20 protein-coding genes are annotated in these 20,527 nt (G+C 65.6%); 11 read left to right on the top strand and 9 right to left on the bottom strand.

From position 1 onward, the window contains the following. Nucleotides 1–106: 106 nt before the first annotated feature. The 4 genes from lipB to AC1DFR_RS07455 all read left to right on the top strand — a co-directional run bounded on the left by lipB (nt 107) and on the right by AC1DFR_RS07455 (nt 3,197). The gene (gene lipB / locus AC1DFR_RS07470) at nt 107–775 is read left to right on the top strand and encodes a lipoyl(octanoyl) transferase LipB (protein ID WP_230007918.1); all 669 of its coding nucleotides are present in this window, start codon (nt 107–109) and stop codon (nt 773–775) included. Beyond that, nucleotides 772–1,779, top strand: a complete 1,008-nt coding sequence (gene lipA / locus AC1DFR_RS07465; RefSeq protein WP_476873078.1) for a lipoyl synthase — start codon at nt 772–774, stop codon at nt 1,777–1,779. Before lipB ends, lipA begins: the two co-directional genes overlap by 4 nt. Nucleotides 1,780–1,869: 90 nt before the next feature. Further along, nucleotides 1,870–2,619 carry a DUF4191 domain-containing protein gene (locus tag AC1DFR_RS07460; RefSeq protein WP_476873077.1) on the top strand — a complete coding sequence of 250 codons (750 nt, stop codon included), beginning with the start codon at nt 1,870–1,872 and terminating at the stop codon, nt 2,617–2,619. 215 nt (nt 2,620–2,834) lie between these two features. Further along, the gene (locus AC1DFR_RS07455; protein ID WP_476873076.1) at nt 2,835–3,197 is read left to right on the top strand and encodes a DUF3817 domain-containing protein; all 363 of its coding nucleotides are present in this window, start codon (nt 2,835–2,837) and stop codon (nt 3,195–3,197) included. A gap of 401 nt (nt 3,198–3,598) precedes the next feature. Here AC1DFR_RS07455 and AC1DFR_RS07450 read toward each other — a convergent pair whose 3' ends face one another. Then, nucleotides 3,599–4,036 (bottom strand): RDD family protein, encoded by a 438-nt coding sequence (locus AC1DFR_RS07450; RefSeq protein ID WP_459384400.1) that lies wholly within the window; start codon nt 4,034–4,036, stop codon nt 3,599–3,601. 284 nt (nt 4,037–4,320) lie between these two features. Between AC1DFR_RS07450 and glnA (AC1DFR_RS07445) the strand changes: the two genes are divergently transcribed. The 3 genes from glnA (AC1DFR_RS07445) to AC1DFR_RS07435 all read left to right on the top strand — a co-directional run bounded on the left by glnA (AC1DFR_RS07445) (nt 4,321) and on the right by AC1DFR_RS07435 (nt 7,747). Further along, nucleotides 4,321–5,745, top strand: a complete 1,425-nt coding sequence (gene glnA / locus AC1DFR_RS07445) for a type I glutamate--ammonia ligase (protein WP_018772378.1) — start codon at nt 4,321–4,323, stop codon at nt 5,743–5,745. Nucleotides 5,746–6,437: 692 nt separating this feature from the next. Continuing rightward, nucleotides 6,438–6,599 (top strand): hypothetical protein, encoded by a 162-nt coding sequence (locus tag AC1DFR_RS07440; RefSeq protein WP_476873075.1) that lies wholly within the window; start codon nt 6,438–6,440, stop codon nt 6,597–6,599. Nucleotides 6,600–6,727: 128 nt separating this feature from the next. After that, nucleotides 6,728–7,747, top strand: a complete 1,020-nt coding sequence (locus tag AC1DFR_RS07435; protein WP_476873074.1) for a hypothetical protein — start codon at nt 6,728–6,730, stop codon at nt 7,745–7,747. A 327-nt stretch (nt 7,748–8,074) separates the two neighbouring features. Here AC1DFR_RS07435 and AC1DFR_RS07430 read toward each other — a convergent pair whose 3' ends face one another. The 6 genes from AC1DFR_RS07430 to glnA (AC1DFR_RS07405) all read right to left on the bottom strand — a co-directional run bounded on the left by AC1DFR_RS07430 (nt 8,075) and on the right by glnA (AC1DFR_RS07405) (nt 14,451). Further along, nucleotides 8,075–8,275, bottom strand: a complete 201-nt coding sequence (locus tag AC1DFR_RS07430; RefSeq protein ID WP_079553982.1) for a transcriptional regulator — start codon at nt 8,273–8,275, stop codon at nt 8,075–8,077. A 43-nt stretch (nt 8,276–8,318) separates the two neighbouring features. After that, nucleotides 8,319–8,966 carry an MBL fold metallo-hydrolase gene (locus AC1DFR_RS07425; RefSeq protein ID WP_476873073.1) on the bottom strand — a complete coding sequence of 216 codons (648 nt, stop codon included), beginning with the start codon at nt 8,964–8,966 and terminating at the stop codon, nt 8,319–8,321. A gap of 70 nt (nt 8,967–9,036) precedes the next feature. Beyond that, a complete protein-coding gene (locus AC1DFR_RS07420) occupies nt 9,037–9,552 on the bottom strand; it encodes a GNAT family N-acetyltransferase (RefSeq protein WP_476859841.1) in 516 nt (171 codons plus the stop codon). A gap of 48 nt (nt 9,553–9,600) precedes the next feature. Continuing rightward, a complete protein-coding gene (locus AC1DFR_RS07415) occupies nt 9,601–10,017 on the bottom strand; it encodes a VOC family protein (RefSeq protein ID WP_026266248.1) in 417 nt (138 codons plus the stop codon). Nucleotides 10,018–10,089: 72 nt separating this feature from the next. After that, complete coding sequence (locus AC1DFR_RS07410) at nt 10,090–13,101, bottom strand: bifunctional [glutamine synthetase] adenylyltransferase/[glutamine synthetase]-adenylyl-L-tyrosine phosphorylase (RefSeq protein ID WP_476859842.1); 3,012 nt, start codon at nt 13,099–13,101, stop codon at nt 10,090–10,092. A gap of 9 nt (nt 13,102–13,110) precedes the next feature. After that, a complete protein-coding gene (glnA, locus tag AC1DFR_RS07405) occupies nt 13,111–14,451 on the bottom strand; it encodes a type I glutamate--ammonia ligase (RefSeq protein ID WP_028275859.1) in 1,341 nt (446 codons plus the stop codon). A 262-nt stretch (nt 14,452–14,713) separates the two neighbouring features. On the opposite strand from glnA (AC1DFR_RS07405), the gene panB reads away from it, so the two are divergent. The 3 genes from panB to AC1DFR_RS07390 all read left to right on the top strand — a co-directional run bounded on the left by panB (nt 14,714) and on the right by AC1DFR_RS07390 (nt 17,056). After that, on the top strand, nt 14,714–15,679 hold the full coding sequence (gene panB / locus AC1DFR_RS07400; protein ID WP_476873072.1) for a 3-methyl-2-oxobutanoate hydroxymethyltransferase: 966 nt from the start codon (nt 14,714–14,716) through the stop codon (nt 15,677–15,679). A 205-nt stretch (nt 15,680–15,884) separates the two neighbouring features. Continuing rightward, nucleotides 15,885–16,274 (top strand): SHOCT domain-containing protein, encoded by a 390-nt coding sequence (locus AC1DFR_RS07395; protein WP_028275861.1) that lies wholly within the window; start codon nt 15,885–15,887, stop codon nt 16,272–16,274. Between the two features lie 23 nt (nt 16,275–16,297). Continuing rightward, the gene (locus AC1DFR_RS07390; protein WP_476873071.1) at nt 16,298–17,056 is read left to right on the top strand and encodes an MBL fold metallo-hydrolase; all 759 of its coding nucleotides are present in this window, start codon (nt 16,298–16,300) and stop codon (nt 17,054–17,056) included. A gap of 51 nt (nt 17,057–17,107) precedes the next feature. Here the strand turns inward: AC1DFR_RS07390 and AC1DFR_RS07385 are convergent, their stop codons facing one another. Continuing rightward, the gene (locus AC1DFR_RS07385) at nt 17,108–19,153 is read right to left on the bottom strand and encodes a phage holin family protein (protein ID WP_476873070.1); all 2,046 of its coding nucleotides are present in this window, start codon (nt 19,151–19,153) and stop codon (nt 17,108–17,110) included. A gap of 144 nt (nt 19,154–19,297) precedes the next feature. Continuing rightward, nucleotides 19,298–19,462 carry an SPOR domain-containing protein gene (locus tag AC1DFR_RS07380; RefSeq protein ID WP_116767494.1) on the bottom strand — a complete coding sequence of 55 codons (165 nt, stop codon included), beginning with the start codon at nt 19,460–19,462 and terminating at the stop codon, nt 19,298–19,300. Nucleotides 19,463–19,578: 116 nt separating this feature from the next. On the opposite strand from AC1DFR_RS07380, the gene map reads away from it, so the two are divergent. Then, nucleotides 19,579–20,457, top strand: a complete 879-nt coding sequence (gene map / locus AC1DFR_RS07375; RefSeq protein WP_476873069.1) for a type I methionyl aminopeptidase — start codon at nt 19,579–19,581, stop codon at nt 20,455–20,457. Nucleotides 20,458–20,527 lie beyond the last annotated feature (70 nt).

The following is a 20,527-nucleotide window of genomic DNA, read 5'->3' as shown; positions in this document are numbered from 1 at the left end:
CCCAAGGAATAGTCGATTGCGCGGAATCGTGCAGAAGTTATCCACAGGCATGAGAGCTTAAGCACACAAACGGGAGGTGGGTGCGGCGGGGTCTAAGCTTGATGCCATGACTCTTGAGTTCAAACAGCTGGGTCTCGCCCCGGACTTCGTCGATTACACGCGCGGATGGGACATCCAGCGCGAATTGCATGAAAAGGTCCTCGCGGGCACCGCGCCCAGCACTGTACTGCTGCTCGAACACGCCGCGGTTTACACCGCAGGCAAGCGCACCGAAGACCACGAACGGCCCTTTGACGGAACTCCCGTTGTGGCCGTGGACCGCGGCGGCAAGCTGACGTGGCACGGCCCCGGCCAGCTCATTGGCTACCCCATCATCAAACTGAAGAACAAGGCTGGCATCCGCGACTACGTGGAGCGGCTGGAAGCGGTCATCATCGCCGTCCTGGCGGACTACGGCATCGCCGCCGTCCGGATCAAGGGCCGCGCGGGCGTGTGGATCGAACAGGACGAAAAGGGTCCGGACCGCAAGATCGCGGCCATCGGCATCCGCGTCCACGAAGGTGTCACCATGCATGGCTTCGCGATCAACTGCAACAACGATCTCGCCCCCTACGGCCAGATCATCGCCTGCGGGATCAGCGACGCCGGAGTCACCACGATCGCCCAGGAACTTGGCAGGGACGTCACCCCGGCGGACCTCATGTCGCGGATCACCGAAGAACTGCGCAAGAATGAACAAGCCCTAGTTGCAACCCCAGAAGGAGCTCTACTGTGACACTGGCACCAGAAGGCCGGAAGATGCTGCGCATTGAGCAGCGAAACGCGGCCACACCGGTGGAACGGAAGCCGGAATGGATCAAGGCCAAGGTCCAGATGGGCCCGGAGTTCGTCCAGCTCAAGAACCTCGTGAAGAAGGAGGGCCTCCACACCGTGTGTGAGGAGGCCGGCTGCCCGAACATCTTCGAGTGCTGGGAAGACAAGGAGGCCACCTTCCTGATCGGCGGCTCCGAATGCACCCGGCGCTGCGACTTCTGCCAGATCGACACCGGCAAGCCCTCGCCCGTGGACATGTTCGAGCCCACCAAGGTGGCCCGCTCGGTCCAGGCCATGCAGCTGCGCTACGCCACCGTGACCGGTGTAGCCCGCGACGACCTCGCCGACGAGGGCGTCTGGCTGTACGCCGAGACGGTCCGCAAGATCCACGAACTGAACCCGGGCACCGGCGTCGAACTGCTGATCCCGGACTTCTCCGGCAAGCCCGAGCACATCGAGGCGATCTGCGACTCCAAGCCCGAGGTCTTCGCCCACAACGTCGAAACCGTGCCCCGGATCTTCAAGCGGATCCGCCCGGCGTTCCGCTACGAGCGCTCCCTGGACGTCATCACCCAGGGCCGCAAGCTCGGCATGGTGACCAAGTCCAACCTGATCCTCGGCATGGGCGAGACCCGCGAGGAAATCTCCGAGGCGCTGCGGGACCTGCACGAGGCCGGCTGCGACCTGATCACCATCACCCAGTACCTGCGCCCGTCCGAACGGCACCTGCCGGTGGACCGCTGGGTCAAGCCGCAGGAATTCGTGGACCTGCAGCACGAAGCCGACGAGATCGGCTTCCTGGGCGTCATGTCCGGGCCCCTGGTGCGTTCCTCCTACCGCGCCGGCCGGCTCTGGGCCACCGCGATGCGCAAGAAGGGCTGGGAAATCCCGGCCGAGCTCGCGCACATCGAAAGCTCCGGCAGCACCCGCCAGGAAGCCAGCTCGCTGCTCGCGGCACATTCCTGAACCCTGCTCTGACACCCTTCCACTTAAGGGCCGGCACCGGATGACTCCGGTGCCGGCCCTTGGCCGTCCATCACGTAGAATTAAGGAACTATGGCGAATTCCCCTGATCCCAGCAACTCCAGCCCGGCTTCCGAAGCTCCGAAGCGCGGCCTTGTCTCCCGTAAGCCCAAGGAAGCAAAGGCCAAGAAGCCGAGCCGGCTGAAGCAGATCGGCGAGGTCTTCCAGATGACCCGCCGCCACGATCCCATGGTTCCGTGGCTCATGTTGCTGGCGTTCCTGGGTGTTGTTGCCCTCAGCCTGCTGGTCGGTTTCCTGCTCGACAACTGGATCACCGGCCTGATCATCGGCATCGCCCTGGGCGCCCTTGCGGCCACGCTGATCCTGTCCCGCCGTGCCGAGCGCGCCGCGTTCGCGCAGATCGAGAACCAGCCCGGCGCGTCAGGTGCCGCGCTGGGCACGCTCAAGCGCGGCTGGATCACCGAGGACCAGCCCGTCGCCGTGAACCCCCGCACGCAGGATGCCGTCTTCCGCGCCATCGGCCGTCCCGGCGTCGTGCTCGTCAGCGAAGGCCCCAGCAACCGGGTCAAGCCGCTGGTCGACGCCGAGCGCAAGCGCCTTGCGCGCATCCTCCCCAACGTCACCATCCACGTGATCGAAAGCGGCCGCGGCGAGGGCCAGGTGCCGCTCAGCCAGATCGCCAGGAAGATGAACAAACTCAAGGGCGAACTGACCAAGACCGAGGTCAGCGCCGTGTCGAAGCGCATTTCCTCGCTTGGCGGCCGCCTGCCCATCCCGAAGGGCATCGATCCCTACAAGGCCCGTCCGACCCGCGGACGCTAGGCGGGCGGCAGTACCGCACCGCATGATGGAATTGCCCGCAGTACAGAATCGCCCCGGTTCACGGCCACCTCAGGCCGCCAGCCGGGGCGTTTCTCTTACTGCCCGACGTCGGCCCGCCCTGCGCCGGGTTACCGGACCCGGGACAACGGACGCGGGGTGCCGGACGCGGGACACCGAACACCGCGAAAACGGACGCAAGAACTCAGGAGATACGCATGAAACTTCCCTCGACCGCCAAAATGATCCGCATCTTCCGGGGGCTGGCGATCGCCGAAGCGTTCAGCTGGGCCGCGCTGTTGCTCGGCATGGTGCTCAAATGGATCACCCGGACGACGGAACTCGGCGTGGAGATTGCCGGTCCGATCCACGGGGCGTTCTTCATCGGCTACGCGGTTGCGGCACTGAGCCTGTGGGCAACGCTGCGCTGGCCGTTCCGGATTGCCTTGCTCTCAGGGCTCTCCGCCGTCTTCCCCTTCGCGACGGTGTGGTTTGAGCGCTGGGCCGGCCGCCACGGATACCTGACGGAACGGTCGGGAGAGGCTGCGCCGACGCCGGCCCAGGAGACGGCGGGGGTCTAGTCCGCCGAGGACCTCGGGTTTCTGTGCGCCCCGGCACCATCGCTGTGCCCATCTGACGCACATGGCCGCTATGCGGGGCGGTTAGCGGCCGTTCGTGGCCAACGGACGGGGGGCCGCCGCGCAACGGGGAGGTCAGCGGCCATTCGTGGCCAACGGACGGGGACCCGGCGAGCCCTGACACCATCGCTGTGCCCATCTGACGCACATGGCCGCTATGCGGGGCGGTTAGCGGCCGTTCGTGGCAAACGGACGAGGGCCCGCCGCGCCCTGACACCATCGCTGTGCCCATCTGACGCACATGGCCGCTATGCGGGGCGGTTAGCGGCCATTCGTGGCAAACGGACGAGGGCCCGCCGCGCCCGGTTGCCTGGCACCGCCGTCGCGCATCCGGCCGCGGATTGCTACATCCGGACGAGCACCGTATTCATGGCCTTGTCGTGGAGGCCGCGCTGGTCCGGGTCGAAGATGACGGCAGGGATAACGAGGCACAGCAGCAGAGTGCGCACCAGGGCCGCGAGCGGACCCGCCGGGCCGCCGCCCAGCCGGACCACATGGATTCCCACGATCCGGTGGCCGATGCCGTAGCCGAGGGTGCCGATCAGCAGGATCTGCTCGATGGCAAACACGGCAAGCGTGGCCCAGGAGTCGCCGCCGAAGGCGAAATTGCTGATCAACAGCGCGATGCCCCAGTCAATGCAGATCGCCAGGATGCGCCGGCCGGCACGGGCGATCGACCCTGCCCCGGACTCGGGCAGCCCGAGCCGCTCCCCCGGGTACCTGGAGATGCCGGATGTGTCCGGCCCGGTGAGCCATGAACCGATGTCTTTGCGATCAACCACCCTCCAAGCTTATCGGCTCTGGCCTGTCCATAGTGTGGGAGGTAGGGTGTCACATTGTGGACCAGATAGGCCACAGTGTGGACTGGCGACTAGCGTTTACGTGTCAGGACATTCTGTAACCTCCCCGAAACAATGCGGACACTGCGGGGAAATCCCTTGTCCTTAGGGTGGTAACAGTTGCTAGCGACCGCGAGGCGGGGAAGCTTTTTTGCCTTCTCCGCTGTTGGACTGCGCTGGACAAATGTGCCTGACGGCCAGATCTTTCATATGCGTAAGGAGCATAGATGTTCAAGACTGCGGACGAAGTCCTCAAGTTCATCAAGGACGAAGACATCAAATTCGTCGATATCCGCTTCACCGATCTCCCGGGCGTTCAGCAGCACTTCAACGTGCCTGCCAAGAGCGTTGACGCCGACTTCTTCGTCAACGGCCAGCTTTTCGACGGATCTTCGATCCGCGGCTTCCAGGGCATCGCCGAGTCTGACATGCAGCTCATCCCGGACGTCACGACGGCGTTCATCGACACGTTCCGCATGGAGAAGACCCTTGCACTGAACTTCTCGATCGTGAACCCGCGTACCGGTGACCCGTACCACCGCGATCCCCGCGGCGTGGCCGAGAAGGCGGAGGCCTACCTGGCTTCGACCGGCATTGCCGACACCGCTTTCTTCGCTCCCGAGGCCGAGTTCTTCGTCTTCGACAACGTCCAGTACCAGTCTTCCCCGCAGGGCAGCTTCTACAAGATCGACTCCGAGGAAGCACACTGGAATTCGGGCCGTGAGGAAGAGGGCGGAAACCTCGGCTACAAGACCCCGGTCAAGGGCGGATACTTCCCGGTCTCCCCCACCGACAAGCAGGCCGACCTGCGCGACGCTATGTGCGTTGCCCTGGACGAGGCCGGCCTTGAGGTCGAGCGCAGCCACCACGAAGTCGGCTCCGCCGGCCAGGCTGAAATCAACTACAAGTTCACCACCCTGACCCACGCGGCTGATGACCTGCAGAAGTTCAAGTACGTCATCAAGAACACCGCCGATGCCTGGGGCAAGTCCGTGACCTTCATGCCGAAGCCTGTCTTCGGTGACAACGGCTCGGGCATGCACTGCCACCAGTCGCTGTGGACCGGCGGCGAGCCGCTGTTCTACGACGAGAAGGGCTACGCCGGCCTGTCCGACACCGCCCGCTGGTACATCGGTGGCCTGCTGAAGCACTCCTCCGCTGTCCTGGCCTTCACCAACCCGACGGTGAACTCCTACCGCCGCCTGGTCAAGGGTTTCGAAGCCCCGGTCAACATGGTTTACTCGCAGGGCAACCGCTCCGCCGGTATCCGTATCCCGATCACGGGGTCCAATCCGAAGGCCAAGCGCATCGAGTTCCGCGCGCCGGACCCCTCCTCCAACCCGTACCTGGCGTTCGCTGCCCAGCTGATGGCCGGCATCGACGGCATCCGTAACCGGATCGAACCCCCGGCTCCGATCGACAAGGACCTCTACGAGCTCCCGGCCGAAGAAGCCAAGGACATCCCCAAGGCTCCGGGCACCCTCGAGGAGGCCCTGGATGCACTGGCCGAGGACAACGAGTTCCTGCAGGCCGGCGGCGTCTTCACCCAGGACCTGATCGACACCTGGATCGAGTACAAGTACGAGAACGAGATCCGTCCGCTTTCGCTGCGCCCGAACCCGTACGAGTTTGAGCTCTACTACGGCGTCTAATTAGATCACGGGGCTAAACAGGGTTTAGTCCGCAGAGAGTCCGCACGAGCTGCCAGCACTTCCGCAACGGCAGCACGTGCGGACTCTTCTTTGTCTGGCCACATATGCCCATACACATCGAGCGTCGTCTTCGCTGACGCGTGCCGTCGGGACGCGAAGTAATGCCTTAGATCGTGGAATCGGAACCCCTCGGGGAGCCCTTCGACGGCATCCCGCGCTTCCCTGAATCTGAACTCCAGGCGGTGAGGCGAGATGCTGCGGCCCCACTCGGTATTGACGAAGGTGTCACTCCCCCACTTCGTATGATTCTTCGACAACTCCGGGCAGAAGTCTTGTGGTACCGGGACTGGATTCTTTGATTCCTCCGTCTTCAGTTCCACGCCCGGATTCTGGATGCCGGAGTGAGGACGCCCCGCATGAAGTCCACGTCAGAGACTCGAAGGGCAACAGCCTCAGCCACACGCAAGGCCGCAACGGCAGCCAGAAGCACGGCGGGACGCAGCACCGCCGGCATGGCATCGTGCAGCCCCCGGATCTGCCCGCCGGTGATCCCTCTGGTTTGTGCGGGTAATCCTCGGGGTCCGTTTTTTGGATGGTTCGGACTCATACAAGGACTAGTTTTATGGCTGAAAAACCCAGTGCGCCCGCGGATATACGGGCTGTTGGTAAGAAGTTGGGGCGTGACACGTTGGATGTTTTACGACGGGCGGCAATCGCAGTGGGCATGGATCCCCGCCGGCAACGCGGAGCGCGTCACCGATGCTGACTGGGATATTGAAGAAGACCGGCGATGCCCGGAACACTTACGCGGCATCCGCTGGGGAATCCGTCTGCCCGAATTCCTGCCGGACTAATGTCTTTGATAGTTAGTTCCGTATCCGCATTGTTACGCTTTTCATCAGCGTCGGCTTTGCACTTAGGGGAAGATCATAAGGGCATGATATTGTCCAGCCGTTTACCTAAAAAGGGGGTTCGGGGCACCGTGCCGAACAAATTCACGCCGTCGCCGTCAACTTTCAGTAGAGGGTGCCGCGGTGCTGCCGCCGCCGTCCTGGCGCTTGCCATGATCTCAGGTTCTTCTGCTGCTGCTTCCGTGGCCGCAACTACAACTGTTGCCACTGAAATGTCAGTGCCAGCGGCTAAATCATTGAAGAAAATACCGCATTGGTTATCGGGTCAGGTCCCCATGTTGGCTCAGACTCGCGGCGGTATTGGTGACCTCGTCATGGCTTATTACGACATATGGAAGGTAGGCGAGGTTGTTGCAAAGTATCAGTGGTATCGGGATGGCCGGAAGATCGAGGGCGACACCGGATCTGCACACACACTGGTAGCCGCAGATAAGGGGAAGAAACTTCATGTGGTCATGACCGGATCGAAAGATGGCTTTGCACCCACCAAGGTTGTCGCAGGATCCATGACTTTCGATTTCACACTCACCTTTCACGGCAAACCTTCTATTATAAATCCTTCCGGCGGCTTGGTCGGTATGCCACTTTTTGCCAACGCTGATTACGCCAGGACGGTTATAGCAGGTGTTGCGGAAGTCAAAGATTTCTCTTACCAGTGGAGACGCGATGGACAAGCTATTAGAGGTGCCACGTCAGACACATATGACATGACGTTGCAAGACTTAGGAAAAAAGCTGAGCGTAACAGTCACACCTCTTATCGCGGGTTACACCTCAAACTCGTCTACCTCGGCAGCCACCGCACCGGTAGTAGACGCCTCCGTCATCAACGGATCGAAACCGATTGTGACAGGTACTGCCAAGGTCGGCCGAAAGCTAACGGCCACCAGGGGTAAATGGAACGCGAATGCCAAGACGTTCTCGTATCAGTGGTACGCAAACGGTGTTGCCATTCAGGGCGCAACAGCATCGTCGTACACGATCACGGCCAGCATTGTCGGGAAGAAGCTCACGGTACAGGTCACTGCCCGGGGTGCGTATATGTTCTCGACCGCGTCCTCAGCCCCTTCGGCTGCCGTTCGCAGAATCTAGGGACGCAGTCACTCCTCGTCCCCCATTTTCGGGGGCGCCCAACCCCCGCCGGTCATCACGACCGGCGGGGGTTTTCTGCGTTGTGCCCAGGCCGTCCCGATGTTCCTCCAGCCCGCAGAAAGTCCGCAAGAAGTTCAGAACCGGGCAATTCGAGCCAATCTTGGACAGCATCGAAAACCCCGGACGCTAGCGGATTTCAACGCCTCCCAACTTCATAACCTCAGGTCTGTTTAGTTAGAGCTCTACTACGGCGCCTAGTTAGATCAAGCGGCCTGACACTATTCGGCCGGAACAGTTCCAAAACAAAAGGTTCAGCGCTTCCACACCTCAGCGCTTTCCGTACTTCTTGTGCACGGCCTGCTTGCTGACGCCAAGGCACACCGCAATGGCCTCCCACGACAGTCCGGCCTGCCGGGCACGCAGCACCACTTCGGTTTCCGTGCGCGCCAGCTCTTTGTGGAGTTCCGCCACGGCGTAGAGCGCCTCGGCCGGCCCTTTGCCGTCCATGGAACCTATCAATGTCTGCATGATGCACCTCCGGCGTCAACGTTAGTTGACGCCGGGAGAAGCGTCAACCCTCGTTGACGGCAAGAAGCCGGCGTAATTCCCCTACGGGATCGGGGATCTCCGGTCCGTGGGAAAAGAGCATCCTGTCCGGCTCCAGCAGGCTCAGTCTCAGAAGCGACTCTTCGGCCCGCGCAGAGTCCGCTGTAAACTGCTCCGGCGCCCGTCTCATCACACCTCCGGCTGTCCCCACAGCGTCCCCTACGAACAGCATTCCGTCGTCATGCAGCAGGCTGATGTGTCCTGCGGTATGGCCAGGCGTCTGCACGATCTGGATATCGCGGACCCTGTCTCGTTCCACGAGCGGGCGCAGCGGCACTGCGGAAGAAATCTGGGAAACGTCAGCCGCGCCCGCCCAGATCGCTGCCAACGGGCTCCGTTCCACGACTTCGCCGAGGCCGCCGACATGGTCCGGATGCCAATGGGTGAGGACGACGTCGGTGATGTCACTCCATGCTGCTCCGACACGGTCCAAGGCCGCCGCAATCGCATCCTCGCTGCCCTTGAGGCCTGTATCGATCAACAGCAATCCCCCGGCGTGCGGCACAAGGAAACAGCGTACGTCCATCGTCAACTCAACCGGCCCTGCCAGCCCGGCGGGGATGTGGAGCTCCTGGATGACCGGTTCTACCTGCATCTGTGAGTGACCCATCATGCACCTTTCCAGCGGCTGGTCTTGGTTCAATACTGCGGCACGCACCGTCCCAGTCAAGATGCGCTTTCGGTCAGAATGCCCGGTACATGATGCGTTGCGGTCCGGCGTCGCCGCCTTCGTAGCGGCCGCGGTCCTCGAATCCGGCCCTGCGGTATGCGGCTTGGCCGCCGGGGTTCAGTTCGTTGACGGAGAGTACGACGCCGGCCTGGCCGCTGCCGAGGTCCGCCGTCAGTTTGGCGGCCTCCCGCACGGCGGCCTCCGCGGCGAGGGTGCCGAGGCCCTTGCCCTGCTGCCGCCGGTCGATCAGGAAGCCGCGCAGGAGCCAGGCCGTGTGGTCCTCTGGCCAGCCCGCGAGGGTCGCCGCCCCAGCCTGGAGCGTCAGGACACCCACGGCGGCCCCGTTCTCATCCACGGCGAACGGGTGCCGGGACTCTTCCTCGAGCCCGATCAGCATCATTCGCAGCGGGTCCCCCACGAACTTCTGCTGCCCTGCGCCGAGCTCCAGCAGCGCGATCTCCCCAAGCTTGATGGCCCGGGCGTCGTCGTCGAGATTCTTCAAAGGCAGCAGCCATACATGTCCAGACATGTAGACAGCGTACCCGCGCCGGCGGCGCCCGCCCCTAGCGGAAAGGGGCTACAGCGCAGCGTCTTTGGGCGGTCCGGCCGGATCCATCCAGAAGACTTCCCAGAGGTGCCCGTCCGGGTCCTGGAAGCTGTGCGTGTACATGAAGCCGTAGTCCTGGGCCTCCTCCGATGCCGTGCCCCCGGAGGTCAGGGCGGTGCGGATGACCTCGTCCACGGCTTCGCGGCTCTCCAGCGAGAAGGACATGATCACCTCGGCGGTGCCGGCCGTAGCGGCGACGGACTTCGAGGTGAAGGTCTTGAAGTAGGACTCGACGAGCAGCATCACGTACGCGCCGTCGTTGACGATCATGCAGGTGGCGTTCTCATCGGTGAAGTCGGGGTTGAAGGAAAATCCCAGCGCCGTGAAGAATTCAACGGTCTTATCCAGATTCCGGACGGGAAGGTTCACAAAAAGTTGCCTGGCCATTGGCCCAAGGTAGCACCGCCCGCAGCATGTGTCAGTAGGCCCTGTCAGCAGCCGGCAGGCCGCCGCCGGGCGCTATTGGCCGTAGAAGACCCGCTCGAAGACCGCCCGGGCGCGCCGGCTCAACCGCAGGTAGTCCTCCTCCAGCGCCGCGGCGTTGCCTTGTCCGTAGCCGCACCAGCGGGCCACCGCCTCAAGGTCGCGGCGGGACGAGGGCAGCAGGTCCGAGGGCCGGCCGGTCCAGATGACGTTGGCCGAACGGATCCGGCTCGCCAGCCGCCAGGCCCGGAGGAGGATGACGGTGTCCCCCGCGTCCATCAGGTCCAGGGCCGCGGCCGCCTCGAGCGCGTCCACCGTGGACGTGGTCCGCAGCTCCGGATGCCGGCCGGCGTGCCGGAGCTGGAGCAGCTGGGCCAGCCACTCGACGTCACTCAACCCGCCCCGGCCAAGCTTCAGGTGACGGGCGGGATCGGCGCCGCGCGGCAGGCGCTCCGCCTCGACCCTGGCCTTGACCCGCCGCACCTCCCGGACGTCCTGATCAGACAAAGACCCGGGGTACCGGATGGTGTCGATCAGCGCCACGAAATCCTCGGCCAGGGCGTCGTCGCCGGCCATGGGGCGCGCCCGCAGCAGCGCCTGGGACTCCCAGACCAGGGACCACCGGCGGTAGTACTCGGCATAGGACTCCAGGGACCGCACCATGGGCCCGCTCTTGCCCTCGGGGCGCAGGTCCGCGTCCACCGCGAGTACCCGCTCAGCCAGGATCGCCGGTTTGAGCGGCTGGGTCAGCAGGCTGGAGAGCTTGCCCACGATCTGCAGGGCCTGAGCCTGCGCCTCCTCTTCCGGCACGCCGGGGAGTCCGCGGTGGACGTACATGACGTCGGCGTCCGAGCCGTAGCCGATCTCCCGTCCGCCCTGACGGCCCATCGCAACCACCAGCACGTGGGTCTTCAGCGCTTCCCCGGCGGTGATGATTGTCTCCGCCACGCGCAGGGCCCCCAGCACGGCGGCCCGGTCGGTGTCGGCGAGGGCTTCCCCCACCTGGTCCTGGTCCAGCAGCCCGGCGCTGTCCGCGATGGCGACCCGGAGGATTTCCCGGCGCCGGATCAGCCGTATCAGCCGCATGGCGCTCTCCGGGTCCGCGTGCCGGGACATCTTCGAGGTGATTTCAAGCCATTGGGATTCGAAGCTGAGCGGCACCAGTTCTTTGTCCGTGCCCAGCCACGCCACTGATTCGGGCGAAACCTCCAGCAGGTCCGCGATCAGCCGGGAGTTGGCGAGCACGTGGCAGAGCCGCTCGGCCGCGGCCGTCGAATCCCGGAGCATGCCCAGATACCAGTGCGTTGTGCCGAGGGCCTCGCTGACCCGACGGAAGGCGAGCAGCCCGGCGTCGGGGTCCACGCCGTCGGCGAGCCAGTCCAGCAGGATGGGCAGGAGCTGGCGCTGGAGTGCCGCGCGCCGGCTCACGCCGGCGGTGAGGGCCTCGATGTGCCGCATGGCGCCGGGGGGATCGAGGTAACCGAGGGCGGCGAGGCGGCCCTGGGCGGCTTCCGGGGTCAGGCGTGCCTCTTCGCTGCTCAGGGTGGCGACGGTATTGAGCAGGGGGCGGTAGAAGATTCGTTCGTGGAGTTCCCGCACGGAGCGCTTGGTTTTTCGCCATGCGGCGACCAGGGCGTCCGGCTTGGGCCGCTCGGCGGAGAACGGTCCCAGGACCGCCTTGGCGAGGGAACGCAAAGACGCTTCATTCACCGGCATGAGGTGCGTCCGGCGCAGCTGGAACAGCTGGATCCGGTGTTCGAGCAGCCGCAGGTAGCGGTAGTCGCGGTCGAACTCCGCGGCGTCGGAGCGGCCGATATACCCGCCGGCGGAGAGCGCCGCGATGGCCGAGGTGGTGTCCCGGCAGCGCAAGGATTCATCCGACTTGCCGTGCACGAGCTGCAGCAGCTGGACGGTGAATTCGACGTCGCGCAGCCCGCCGCGGCCCAGCTTGATCTGCCGCTGTTCCTCATCGGCCGGAATATGCTCGGTGACGCGGCGGCGCATGGCGCGGACGGATTCGACAAAGCCCTCCCGGCCGGCCGAAGACCAGATCAGGGGCGTCAGGGCTGCCTCGTAGCGGGCCCCCAGGACGGTGTCGCCGGCGATGGTCCGGGCCTTCAGGAGGGCCTGGAATTCCCAGCTCTCGGCCCAGCGCGCGTAATAGCTCTCGTGCGAGGCGAGGGTCCGGACCAGCGGCCCCGACTTGCCCTCGGGCCGGAGGTTCGCATCGACTTCCCACAGCCCGGGTTCGCGGCTCGTGGACATGATCGCGCGCGAGATCCCGGAGGCGAGGACGGTGCCGATGGTCGTGGCCCGGGTCTCCTCCAGCGCGCCGGACTCGATCACGTAGATGACGTCGACGTCGGAAATGTAGTTCAGTTCGCGGGCACCGCACTTGCCCATGCCGATCACGGCGAGGCCGACGTCGGCCACCTCCGCGGCGTCAAACTTCTCCGCCGCCTCGGCCCGGGACACGGCGAGGGCCGCCTCGAGCGCAGCCCCGGCGAGATCCGCCAGTTCCGCACCCGCGGCCGGCATGAAGTCCAGCGGATCGGCCGCGCACAGGTCCTTGATGGCGAGCTCCACGAGCCCGCGCCGGTAGGCGGTGCGCAGGGCCGCGTAGGCTTCCTGACCGCTGAGGGCCGCCACCGGCCGGGCAGACTTGGGATCGGCCCGCACCGACTGCAGCAGCCGCGTCCGCAGGGCCACGGCGTCCGCGGGCATCGGTTCCGGACTGACCCGGACGTCGAAGGCATCGAGGTGTTCGGGGTGGCGGATGAGGAACTCGCCCAGCGCCTCGGAGGCCCCCAGGACCCGGTACAGCGGCTCGCTGCTTTCCGGGTCTGCGACGGCAAGCTTGCGCAGCTCCGGGTGCTTCTCGATCAGCCGGACCAGGGACTGCAGGGCCGTGTCGGGGTTGGCCGCCAGCTGCAGCCCCGCAAAGAGGGCATCCTGGTCGAGTCCCTCCAGTTCCCGGGCCGCCAGGAACCGCTCGCCCTTGTCGAGATCGCTGAAGCCGGCGGCAATGAGGCGTCGTGCCAGGCTCATCGGGGCAACCTACAGAATGCCGAGATTGCGCTGCAGTTCGTAGGGCGTCACCTGAAGGCGGTAGTCCTGCCATTCTGCACGCTTGTTGCGCAGGAAGTGCTCGAACACCTGCTCGCCGAGGATCTGCGGCATGAGCTCGGAATCCTCCATGGTCCGGATGGCGTCGTGCAGGCTGGCCGGCAGCGGGTCGTGTCCCATGGCGCGGCGTTCCGCCGAGCTCAGCGACCAGATGTCGTCCTCGGCCGCCGCGGGGAGCTGGTAGCCCTCCTCGATGCCCTTGAGGCCGGCACCGAGCAGCACGGCGTAGGCCAGGTAGGGGTTGGCGGCGGAGTCGATGCCACGGTATTCGATCCGCGCGGACTGGCCCTTGCCGGGCTTGTACAGCGGGACGCGGACCAGGGCGGAGCGGTTGTTGTGGCCCCAGCTCAGGTAGCTCGGTGCCTCTCCCCCGCCCCAGAGCCGCTTGTAGGAGTTGACGAACTGGTTGGTCACGGCCGTGAATTCGGGGGCGTGCTTGAGGATGCCGGCGATGAACTGGCGCGCCGTCTCGGAAAGCTGGAACTCGGAACCGGCCTCGTAGAAGGCGTTGGTGTCCCCTTCGAAGAGGGAAAAGTGGGTGTGCATGCCGGAACCCGGGTGGGCGGTGAAGGGCTTGGGCATGAAGGTGGCATAGGTGCCCTGCTGCAGCGCGACTTCCTTGATGACCGTGCGGAACGTCATGATGTTATCCGCGGTCTGCAGGGCGTCGGCGTAGCGCAGGTCGATTTCGTTCTGGCCCGGGCCTGCCTCGTGGTGGCTGAATTCCACCGAGATGCCCACCGATTCGAGCATGGTCACGGCGGTCCGGCGGAAGTCCTGGGCCACGCCGCCCGGGACGTGGTCGAAGTAGCCGCCCTCGTCCACGGGGATCGGTGATCCGTCCGGGCCCGGCTCCTGGGACTTGAGCAGGTAGAACTCGATCTCGGGGTGGGTGTAGCAGGTGAAGCCCATGTCCGCGGCCTTGGCCAGGGTGCGCTTGAGGACGTTGCGCGGGTCCGCGGCGGAAGGTTCGCCGTCGGGCGTCAGGATGTCGCAGAACATCCGCGATGTGGCCTCGGTCTCGCCGCGCCACGGCAGGATCTGGAACGTGGCCGGATCCGGCTGGGCCAGCATGTCGGATTCGAAGACGCGGGCCAGGCCTTCGATCGAGGAACCGTCGAATCCGAGTCCTTCCTCGAAGGCGCCTTCCACCTCGGCCGGCGCCAGGGCCACGGACTTGAGCGATCCCACGACGTCGGTGAACCACAGGCGCACAAACCGCACGTCGCGCTCTTCGATCGTCCGCAGGACAAACTCTTGCTGGCGGTCCATACTGGCCTCTTTCCGGTTCTTCCATCCGCCCCGGGCCCGGCATGCATGGGCCCCGCGGCTGCTCACGGTTCACTTTACTAAGCATTGCCACCGATTGCTGAAGCCGGACCCCCGCGTAACACACCGTTAACACAAAGCCGGACGAATTCGCGGCGGGAGGGGGCATTGCGCCGTCGCGCAGGCCGCCCGTGTGACGTGATTCACGCCGGGCGGGGGCAACCCGCGGTAGCTGCGGCACTTCGTCTCGCACTACGCTCGTGGCATGGCCTCAAGTAACAGCTCCGATTCCAGCACGCCCGCAGAACTTGCGGCCCCCTACGGCAGCGGCCCGGCAGCGGCTTCAGCGGCCGCCTCTTCGGGCACGTCGGCCAGTGGCACAGGCGGGACCGCCGACGGCGGCGCCGGCGGGGCTGCGGAGGCGGTCCGGAAACCGGCGGCCAGGATCCGCACGCATCATCTCCAGGCGGCCAAAGTCAACGGTGAGCGCTTCGCCATGCTCACCGCGTATGACCAGTACACCGCAGAAATCTTTGACCAGGCAGGCATCGAGGTGCTCCTGGTCGGCGATTCGGCCTCCAACAACGTCTTCGGCAACGAAACCAGCCTTCCCGTGACGGTGGACGAGCTCCTTCCGCTGTGCCGCGCCGTCGCCCGCTCCGCACGGCGGGCCCTGGTGGTCGCTGACCTGCCGTTCGGCAGCTACGAGGTCTCGGCCCAGCAGGCGGTTGCCACCGGCGTCCGGTTCCTGAAAGAGGGCCTGGCCCACGCCGTGAAGATTGAAGGCGGAAAGTTCTACGCCGAGACCGTCCGCGCCATGGTCCAGGCCGGCATCCCCGTCATGGCGCACATCGGTTTCACCCCGCAGAGCGAACACTCCCTCGGCGGCTACCGCGTCCAGGGCCGCGGCGATGACGCCCAGCGGTTGATCGACGACGCCGTCGCGCTGGCCGACGCCGGCGCGTTCAGCGTGCTCATGGAAATGGTCCCGGCCGCCACGGCAGCCGCCGTGGATGCCGCCGTCGACGTCCCTACGGTCGGCATCGGCGCCGGCAGCGCCACCACCGGACAGGTCCTGGTGTGGCAGGACATGGCCGGTTTGCGCGGCGGAAAGATGGCGAAATTCGTCAAACAGTACGCCGACCTCCGCACGTCCCTCAGTGACGCCGCTAAAGCCTACGGCGACGACGTGCGCTCAGGCCAGTTCCCCGGCCCGGAACACTCCTTCTAGTTCCGCTCCAGCGGGCCCCTGACCTCCCGGATCCGGGGCCTCTTTTGCAAGACCTCATCCTTCACGGGCGATGCGTTGCGCCTCAGGTGCGGGCAGGCTGACCAATAAGGTCCGCATTAGGACCTCAAGATGTTCCGCCGGCCCCGACGGTTTCATGCGCTAAGCGTAAGGTCAGGCTCCGGCGGACACGATTCGAGGAGTATCGATGGACACGAATAGCTTCTGGGACGTTCTGCTCTGGAGTTTCTGGTTCTTCATCTGGATCGCTGCGCTGATGGTGTGGTTCCGCTGCCTGATGGACTTGTTCAGCGACCACGAGCTCAGCGGCTGGGCCAAGGCCGGCTGGGTTATCCTGCTGATCTTCGTTCCCTGGCTCGGCGCCCTCATCTACCTGATCGCACGGGGCCGGAGCATGACCGATCGTCAGATGAAGATGCTGGCCCAGCAGCAGGCTGCCCAGCAGGAGTACATCAAGCAGGCCGCAGGCTCGACGGCCAGCCCGGCTGGCCAGATCGCCGATGCCAGGGCGCTGCTTGATTCCGGAGCCATCAACCAGACCGAGTTTGATTCCCTCAAGGCAAAGGCCTTGGCCTGACACGAAAACGGGCTACGCCCGACATGAGAATCACCTGGCTTGGTCACTCCACGGTGGTTCTGGATCTCGACGGGGTTCGGATCCTCACCGATCCGCTGCTCCGTTCCCATGCCGGGTTGCTCCGACGCCTGGCACCGCGTCCGGACCCGGTCTCGTGGGATCGACCGGACGCGGTGCTCCTCTCTCACCTGCACCACGACCACGCCGAGTTGCGCTCCCTGCGCATGCTGCCCGGGGCACCGCTGATGAGCGCGCCGGCGAACGTGGCCTGGCTGCGTCGCCGAAAGCTGGCGCACACAGTTTCCTTGGGCGACGGCTGGACCCCGGTAGGCAGCGGCGTCCAGATTCGCCAGGTGCCGGCCGAACATCGCAGCCGGCCAATGCCGCACCGGCCCAACGACGCCAATGGCCAGCTCGTCCGCGGCCCGTCGGGCATCGTGTGGATCGCGGGTGACACGGGCTTGTTCCCGGAGATGACCGCGCTCCCCACCATGGCCGGAGGGCCGATCGATGTCGCCCTGGTGCCGGTCTGGGGGTGGGGACCGAGGCTCTCGGCGGGGCACCTGACTCCGGAGACCGCCGCACGGGCTGTCGCGATGAGCGGCGCACGGTTCGCCCTGCCGGTGCACTGGGGGACGCTGCACCCTCCGTTCGTCACCTACTTTGCCCGGAGCTGGCTCGAGCGGCCCGGCCACCGGTTCGCCACTGCCGTGGCGGAACAGGCTCCCGGCTGCACGGCAGTCGTCCTCGCTCCCGGCCAGACCTGGGTCGCGCCCTCGTAAGCCCAGGACCTCCGATTGGACCCGCCCCGGGGAAATCCCCCGGTTGGTCGCTCAGCCGCGGGACGCCGTCGTGGCGCGCTGGCCACAGGACTCAAGCATCGCCACCAGCACCCGGTGGAGTTCCCCGGCACCCTCGATCCGCTCGGGCAGCCCCGCCATGAGATCGGCCGGGCCCATCAGCACGGCGCGGTCCTGCCAACCCCCCAGACCCCCGTGGGATCCCACGAGGCCTTCGAATGCTGCAACGTCGCCGGTCACGGGATCCACCGCGCTGTTGACATAGAGATCCGGCGCCTCGGGGTGCATCAGCGCGAGATTCAGCACCCGCGCCGCATGCGGCCCGAAACCGGCCAGCGGGTCGGTGCCCTCCACTGCCCCGCTGGTGATATTGACGCGCCCGCCGCTTCCGATCGCCCACGCCCCGCCCTCCTCATCGATGCCGGCCACGAACCCGACGCCGGGATGGCCCGCCAGGCCAGGGACCAGGGCAGGCCACCGATGCTCGAGGGCTTGGAGACTCAGGCGCCGGTCACCGCGCAGGTACACCAGGCCCAGGTTGCCCGAGCCCAACACGACCACCGGATCCTCCGCGCCGCCTGGGCCGGAAGTCTGCTGTGCCGGCGTCTCTTGTGCCTTGGTCAGCACCTCGTCGGCACGGCCGGCGAGCTTTCCGGACAATCCGCCAGAGGCAACGTCGCCGGCGAGGGAGTCCGCGCGCCCGAGCCCCTCGACGGACGCGTCCACGTTCTGAACGTGTTCCTGCATCAGTTCCGCGCACAGATCACCAAGCGCCTGGCCATACCGGTCCGCGAACGGCGTGCCCTGGGACTGGCCGTGGTCCGAGAGCACCACCAGCCGGTAGCGGCGGGGAGCGGACCCGGCGAGTTCGGCCAAGGCACCGAGCGTGCGGTCCAAGCCATCCAGGGCTGCAAGCGACTCGGGGCGGAACATGCCTGCGTGGTGGGCGATCTCGTCGTAGTCAACGTAATCGACATAGATGCACTTCGTGCCGCGACGCAGCTCCTCTGCCACCAGCGCCGTGTTCAGGTCCCGCAGCAGACCGTTGGTGACTGCCCGCAGCAGGGCGAAGGTCCAGTCCCGCCGCACCCGCGGATTGAGGTCACGTTTGACCTGTCTCCGGGCCTGCCAACGCTCCTTGAAGATCTCGGCGACGGTCCGCGTGAAGCTGCGCATGAAGCCGTTCGGGGTGGCAAAAAACCAGGCGAACGCCCGGCGGGTTTGGGTCGAGCCGCGCCGGACCTCTACCCGGCTCATCGTCAAAAACGAGCGGGGCGCGTCACCGGTGAACAGGTTCGAGATGGAGACGCCGTCGTCGCAGAGCAGTCCCTGGCCGGTACTGTGCCTGTCCTCGATCACCCGGGCGTCTGCCGGACGGTTGGCCACCAGGACGCGTTGGAGCTCACGGTCATACCACCGGAAGGCCGGGATCCCGGCGACCGTGCCGTGCAGAATGCCCATCTGGCTCGCCGGCGTCGTGCAAGGCAGCTGGGGAGTCCATTCACGGAACTGATAATCCCCCGAGGCCAGCCAGCGGCGGAGATGGGGCACTCCCCCGGACTGGATAGCCCACTGCAGCACCGGGAAGGGGACCCCGTCGAGCTGGACGAACAGGACACCGTCCACCTCCGGATCGGTCACCGTTTCCTGCCGGCGCGCCCGTCCTGCCAGCGACGTGATGAGGCCGTCATCGGTTCCGGCTGTGGTGGCCCACGAAATGAGCGTGCCCACCACGGCACTGACCCAGGTAGCGGCGAGGGCTGTCAACGGCGTCGACTCGATGCCGGGCACCAGACGGATGGCGACGTACATGATCAGGGCCTGCCCCACCAGGGCGGTAAGAAGTACTGCCACCCAGCCCACCCTGGCCGAGATCTCCACCAGCACGGGGCGCAGGACCAGGCCGACGAGGCCGGCTGCCGCCGCCACGGCGGCGTATGACCACCAGCTGGCCGCAGAGAACCCCGGAAGCAGGGCGCCGGTGATAATGAGGGCTACAGTCGAGGCAGCCCAGGCAAGGGCCAGCCTGGCGAGGTCTGATATTCGGGCGCCGCGGGTGCGGGCAACGCGCGTCGGCATTTTCCCAGTATGGCTGTCGGCAACCGGCTCGCACCCACCCTCACAGGGTGAGAATCACGGTCCGGGAAAAATCAGTCAGCCTGCGCGGTGTCCGGTCCGCGATCGCCGGGGGACGTTCCCGCGGGCGCAGCAGGTCCGTACGGGCTAGTCGTCCTCGCCCTTGTCCCAAGCCTCATTGCGCGCCTTGACCTTTTCCAGGGCGTGTTCGGCTTCCTCACGGGTCTTGTACGGTCCGATCAGCTGGCTCCAGTCGGACATCGCGTCTTCCTCGATCTCGTGGGTGTTGACGTTGTACCAGTATTCGGGCATCGGGGCTCCTTCATGGCCCGGAGCGTGTCCGGGTGTCTTTTCCGGGGTGTCTTTTCCGGGTGTATTTTCCGGGCTGTATTTTCCGGGGCGAGCCCGGCTACTTATATGATCAATCTATGCCTTCTCTAGCCTCAACTGCACCCATCGGCACGCTGGTCCCGGGGACAGTGAGCCCGCAGCTTCCCGTGCCGCCGTCCATCCCGCGTCCGGAATATGTGGGCAAGCCGGCTCCTGCGAAGTTCACAGGGTCCGAGGTCAAGTCGGCGGAGACCATCGAGAAGATCCGGATCGCCTCCAAGATCGCCGCCCAGGCCATCGTGGAGGTCGGCAGGCACATCGAACCCGGCGTCACCACCGACCAGCTGGACCGGGTGGGCCATGAGTTCCTGCTGGACCACAACGCGTACCCCTCCACCCTCGGATACCGGGGCTTTCCGAAGTCCCTGTGTTCGTCCCTCAACGAGGTCATCTGCCACGGGATCCCGGACAGCACGGTGGTCCGGGACGGCGACATCCTCAACATCGACATCACGGCCTTCATCGGCGGCGTCCATGGCGACACCAACTACACCTTCCTGGTCGGCGACGTCGACGAGGAATCCCGCCTCCTCGTCGAGCGCACCCGGGAATCGCTGACCCGCGCCGTCCGGGCCGTGGCTCCCGGACGCGAAATCAACGTGATCGGCCGGACCATCGAGTCCTACGCAAAGCGCTTCGGCTACGGCGTGGTCCGCGACTTTACCGGGCACGGAGTTGGCGAAGCCTTCCACACCGGGCTGATCATTCCGCACTATGACGCGGCCCCGGCATACAACACCACCATGGAAACCGGTATGGTGTTCACGATCGAGCCGATGCTGACCCTGGGCACCGTTGACTGGGACATGTGGGCCGATGACTGGACCGTCGTGACCCGCGACCGCAAGCGCACCGCCCAGTTCGAGCACACCCTGCTCGTGACGGAGTCCGGTGCCGAGGTCCTCACGCTGCCCTGACCGCCTGCTCCACACGCTAGTTCCCGTAACCACCCCGCTCTCTCACCACCGGCCCTGCCCGGTCACTACA

Source organism: Arthrobacter sp. 05T410, from assembly GCF_056396505.1.
The sequence above is the reverse complement of the archived record's forward strand: the minus strand, read 5'-3'. Positions and strand labels throughout refer to the sequence as shown.

Bases quoted from the DNA above. Each gene is read 5' to 3' on its own strand.
- AC1DFR_RS07455 (WP_476873076.1), top strand. From the start codon at position 2,835: ATGAAACTTCCCTCGACCGCCAAAATGATCCGCATCTTCCGGGGGCTG.
- AC1DFR_RS07410 (WP_476859842.1), bottom strand. From the start codon at position 13,101: ATGAGCCTGGCACGACGCCTCATTGCCGCCGGCTTCAGCGATCTCGAC.
- AC1DFR_RS07430 (WP_079553982.1), bottom strand. From the start codon at position 8,275: ATGCAGACATTGATAGGTTCCATGGACGGCAAAGGGCCGGCCGAGGCG.
- AC1DFR_RS07390 (WP_476873071.1), top strand. From the start codon at position 16,298: ATGAGAATCACCTGGCTTGGTCACTCCACGGTGGTTCTGGATCTCGAC.
- AC1DFR_RS07415 (WP_026266248.1), bottom strand. From the start codon at position 10,017: ATGGCCAGGCAACTTTTTGTGAACCTTCCCGTCCGGAATCTGGATAAG.
- glnA (WP_018772378.1), top strand. From the start codon at position 4,321: ATGTTCAAGACTGCGGACGAAGTCCTCAAGTTCATCAAGGACGAAGAC.
- AC1DFR_RS07380 (WP_116767494.1), bottom strand. From the start codon at position 19,462: ATGCCCGAATACTGGTACAACGTCAACACCCACGAGATCGAGGAAGAC.
- AC1DFR_RS07395 (WP_028275861.1), top strand. From the start codon at position 15,885: ATGGACACGAATAGCTTCTGGGACGTTCTGCTCTGGAGTTTCTGGTTC.
- AC1DFR_RS07385 (WP_476873070.1), bottom strand. From the start codon at position 19,153: ATGCCGACGCGCGTTGCCCGCACCCGCGGCGCCCGAATATCAGACCTC.
- AC1DFR_RS07460 (WP_476873077.1), top strand. From the start codon at position 1,870: ATGGCGAATTCCCCTGATCCCAGCAACTCCAGCCCGGCTTCCGAAGCT.
- glnA (WP_028275859.1), bottom strand. From the start codon at position 14,451: ATGGACCGCCAGCAAGAGTTTGTCCTGCGGACGATCGAAGAGCGCGAC.
- AC1DFR_RS07440 (WP_476873075.1), top strand. From the start codon at position 6,438: ATGTTTTACGACGGGCGGCAATCGCAGTGGGCATGGATCCCCGCCGGC.
- AC1DFR_RS07420 (WP_476859841.1), bottom strand. From the start codon at position 9,552: ATGTCTGGACATGTATGGCTGCTGCCTTTGAAGAATCTCGACGACGAC.
- map (WP_476873069.1), top strand. From the start codon at position 19,579: ATGCCTTCTCTAGCCTCAACTGCACCCATCGGCACGCTGGTCCCGGGG.
- AC1DFR_RS07425 (WP_476873073.1), bottom strand. From the start codon at position 8,966: ATGATGGGTCACTCACAGATGCAGGTAGAACCGGTCATCCAGGAGCTC.
- panB (WP_476873072.1), top strand. From the start codon at position 14,714: ATGGCCTCAAGTAACAGCTCCGATTCCAGCACGCCCGCAGAACTTGCG.
- lipB (WP_230007918.1), top strand. From the start codon at position 107: ATGACTCTTGAGTTCAAACAGCTGGGTCTCGCCCCGGACTTCGTCGAT.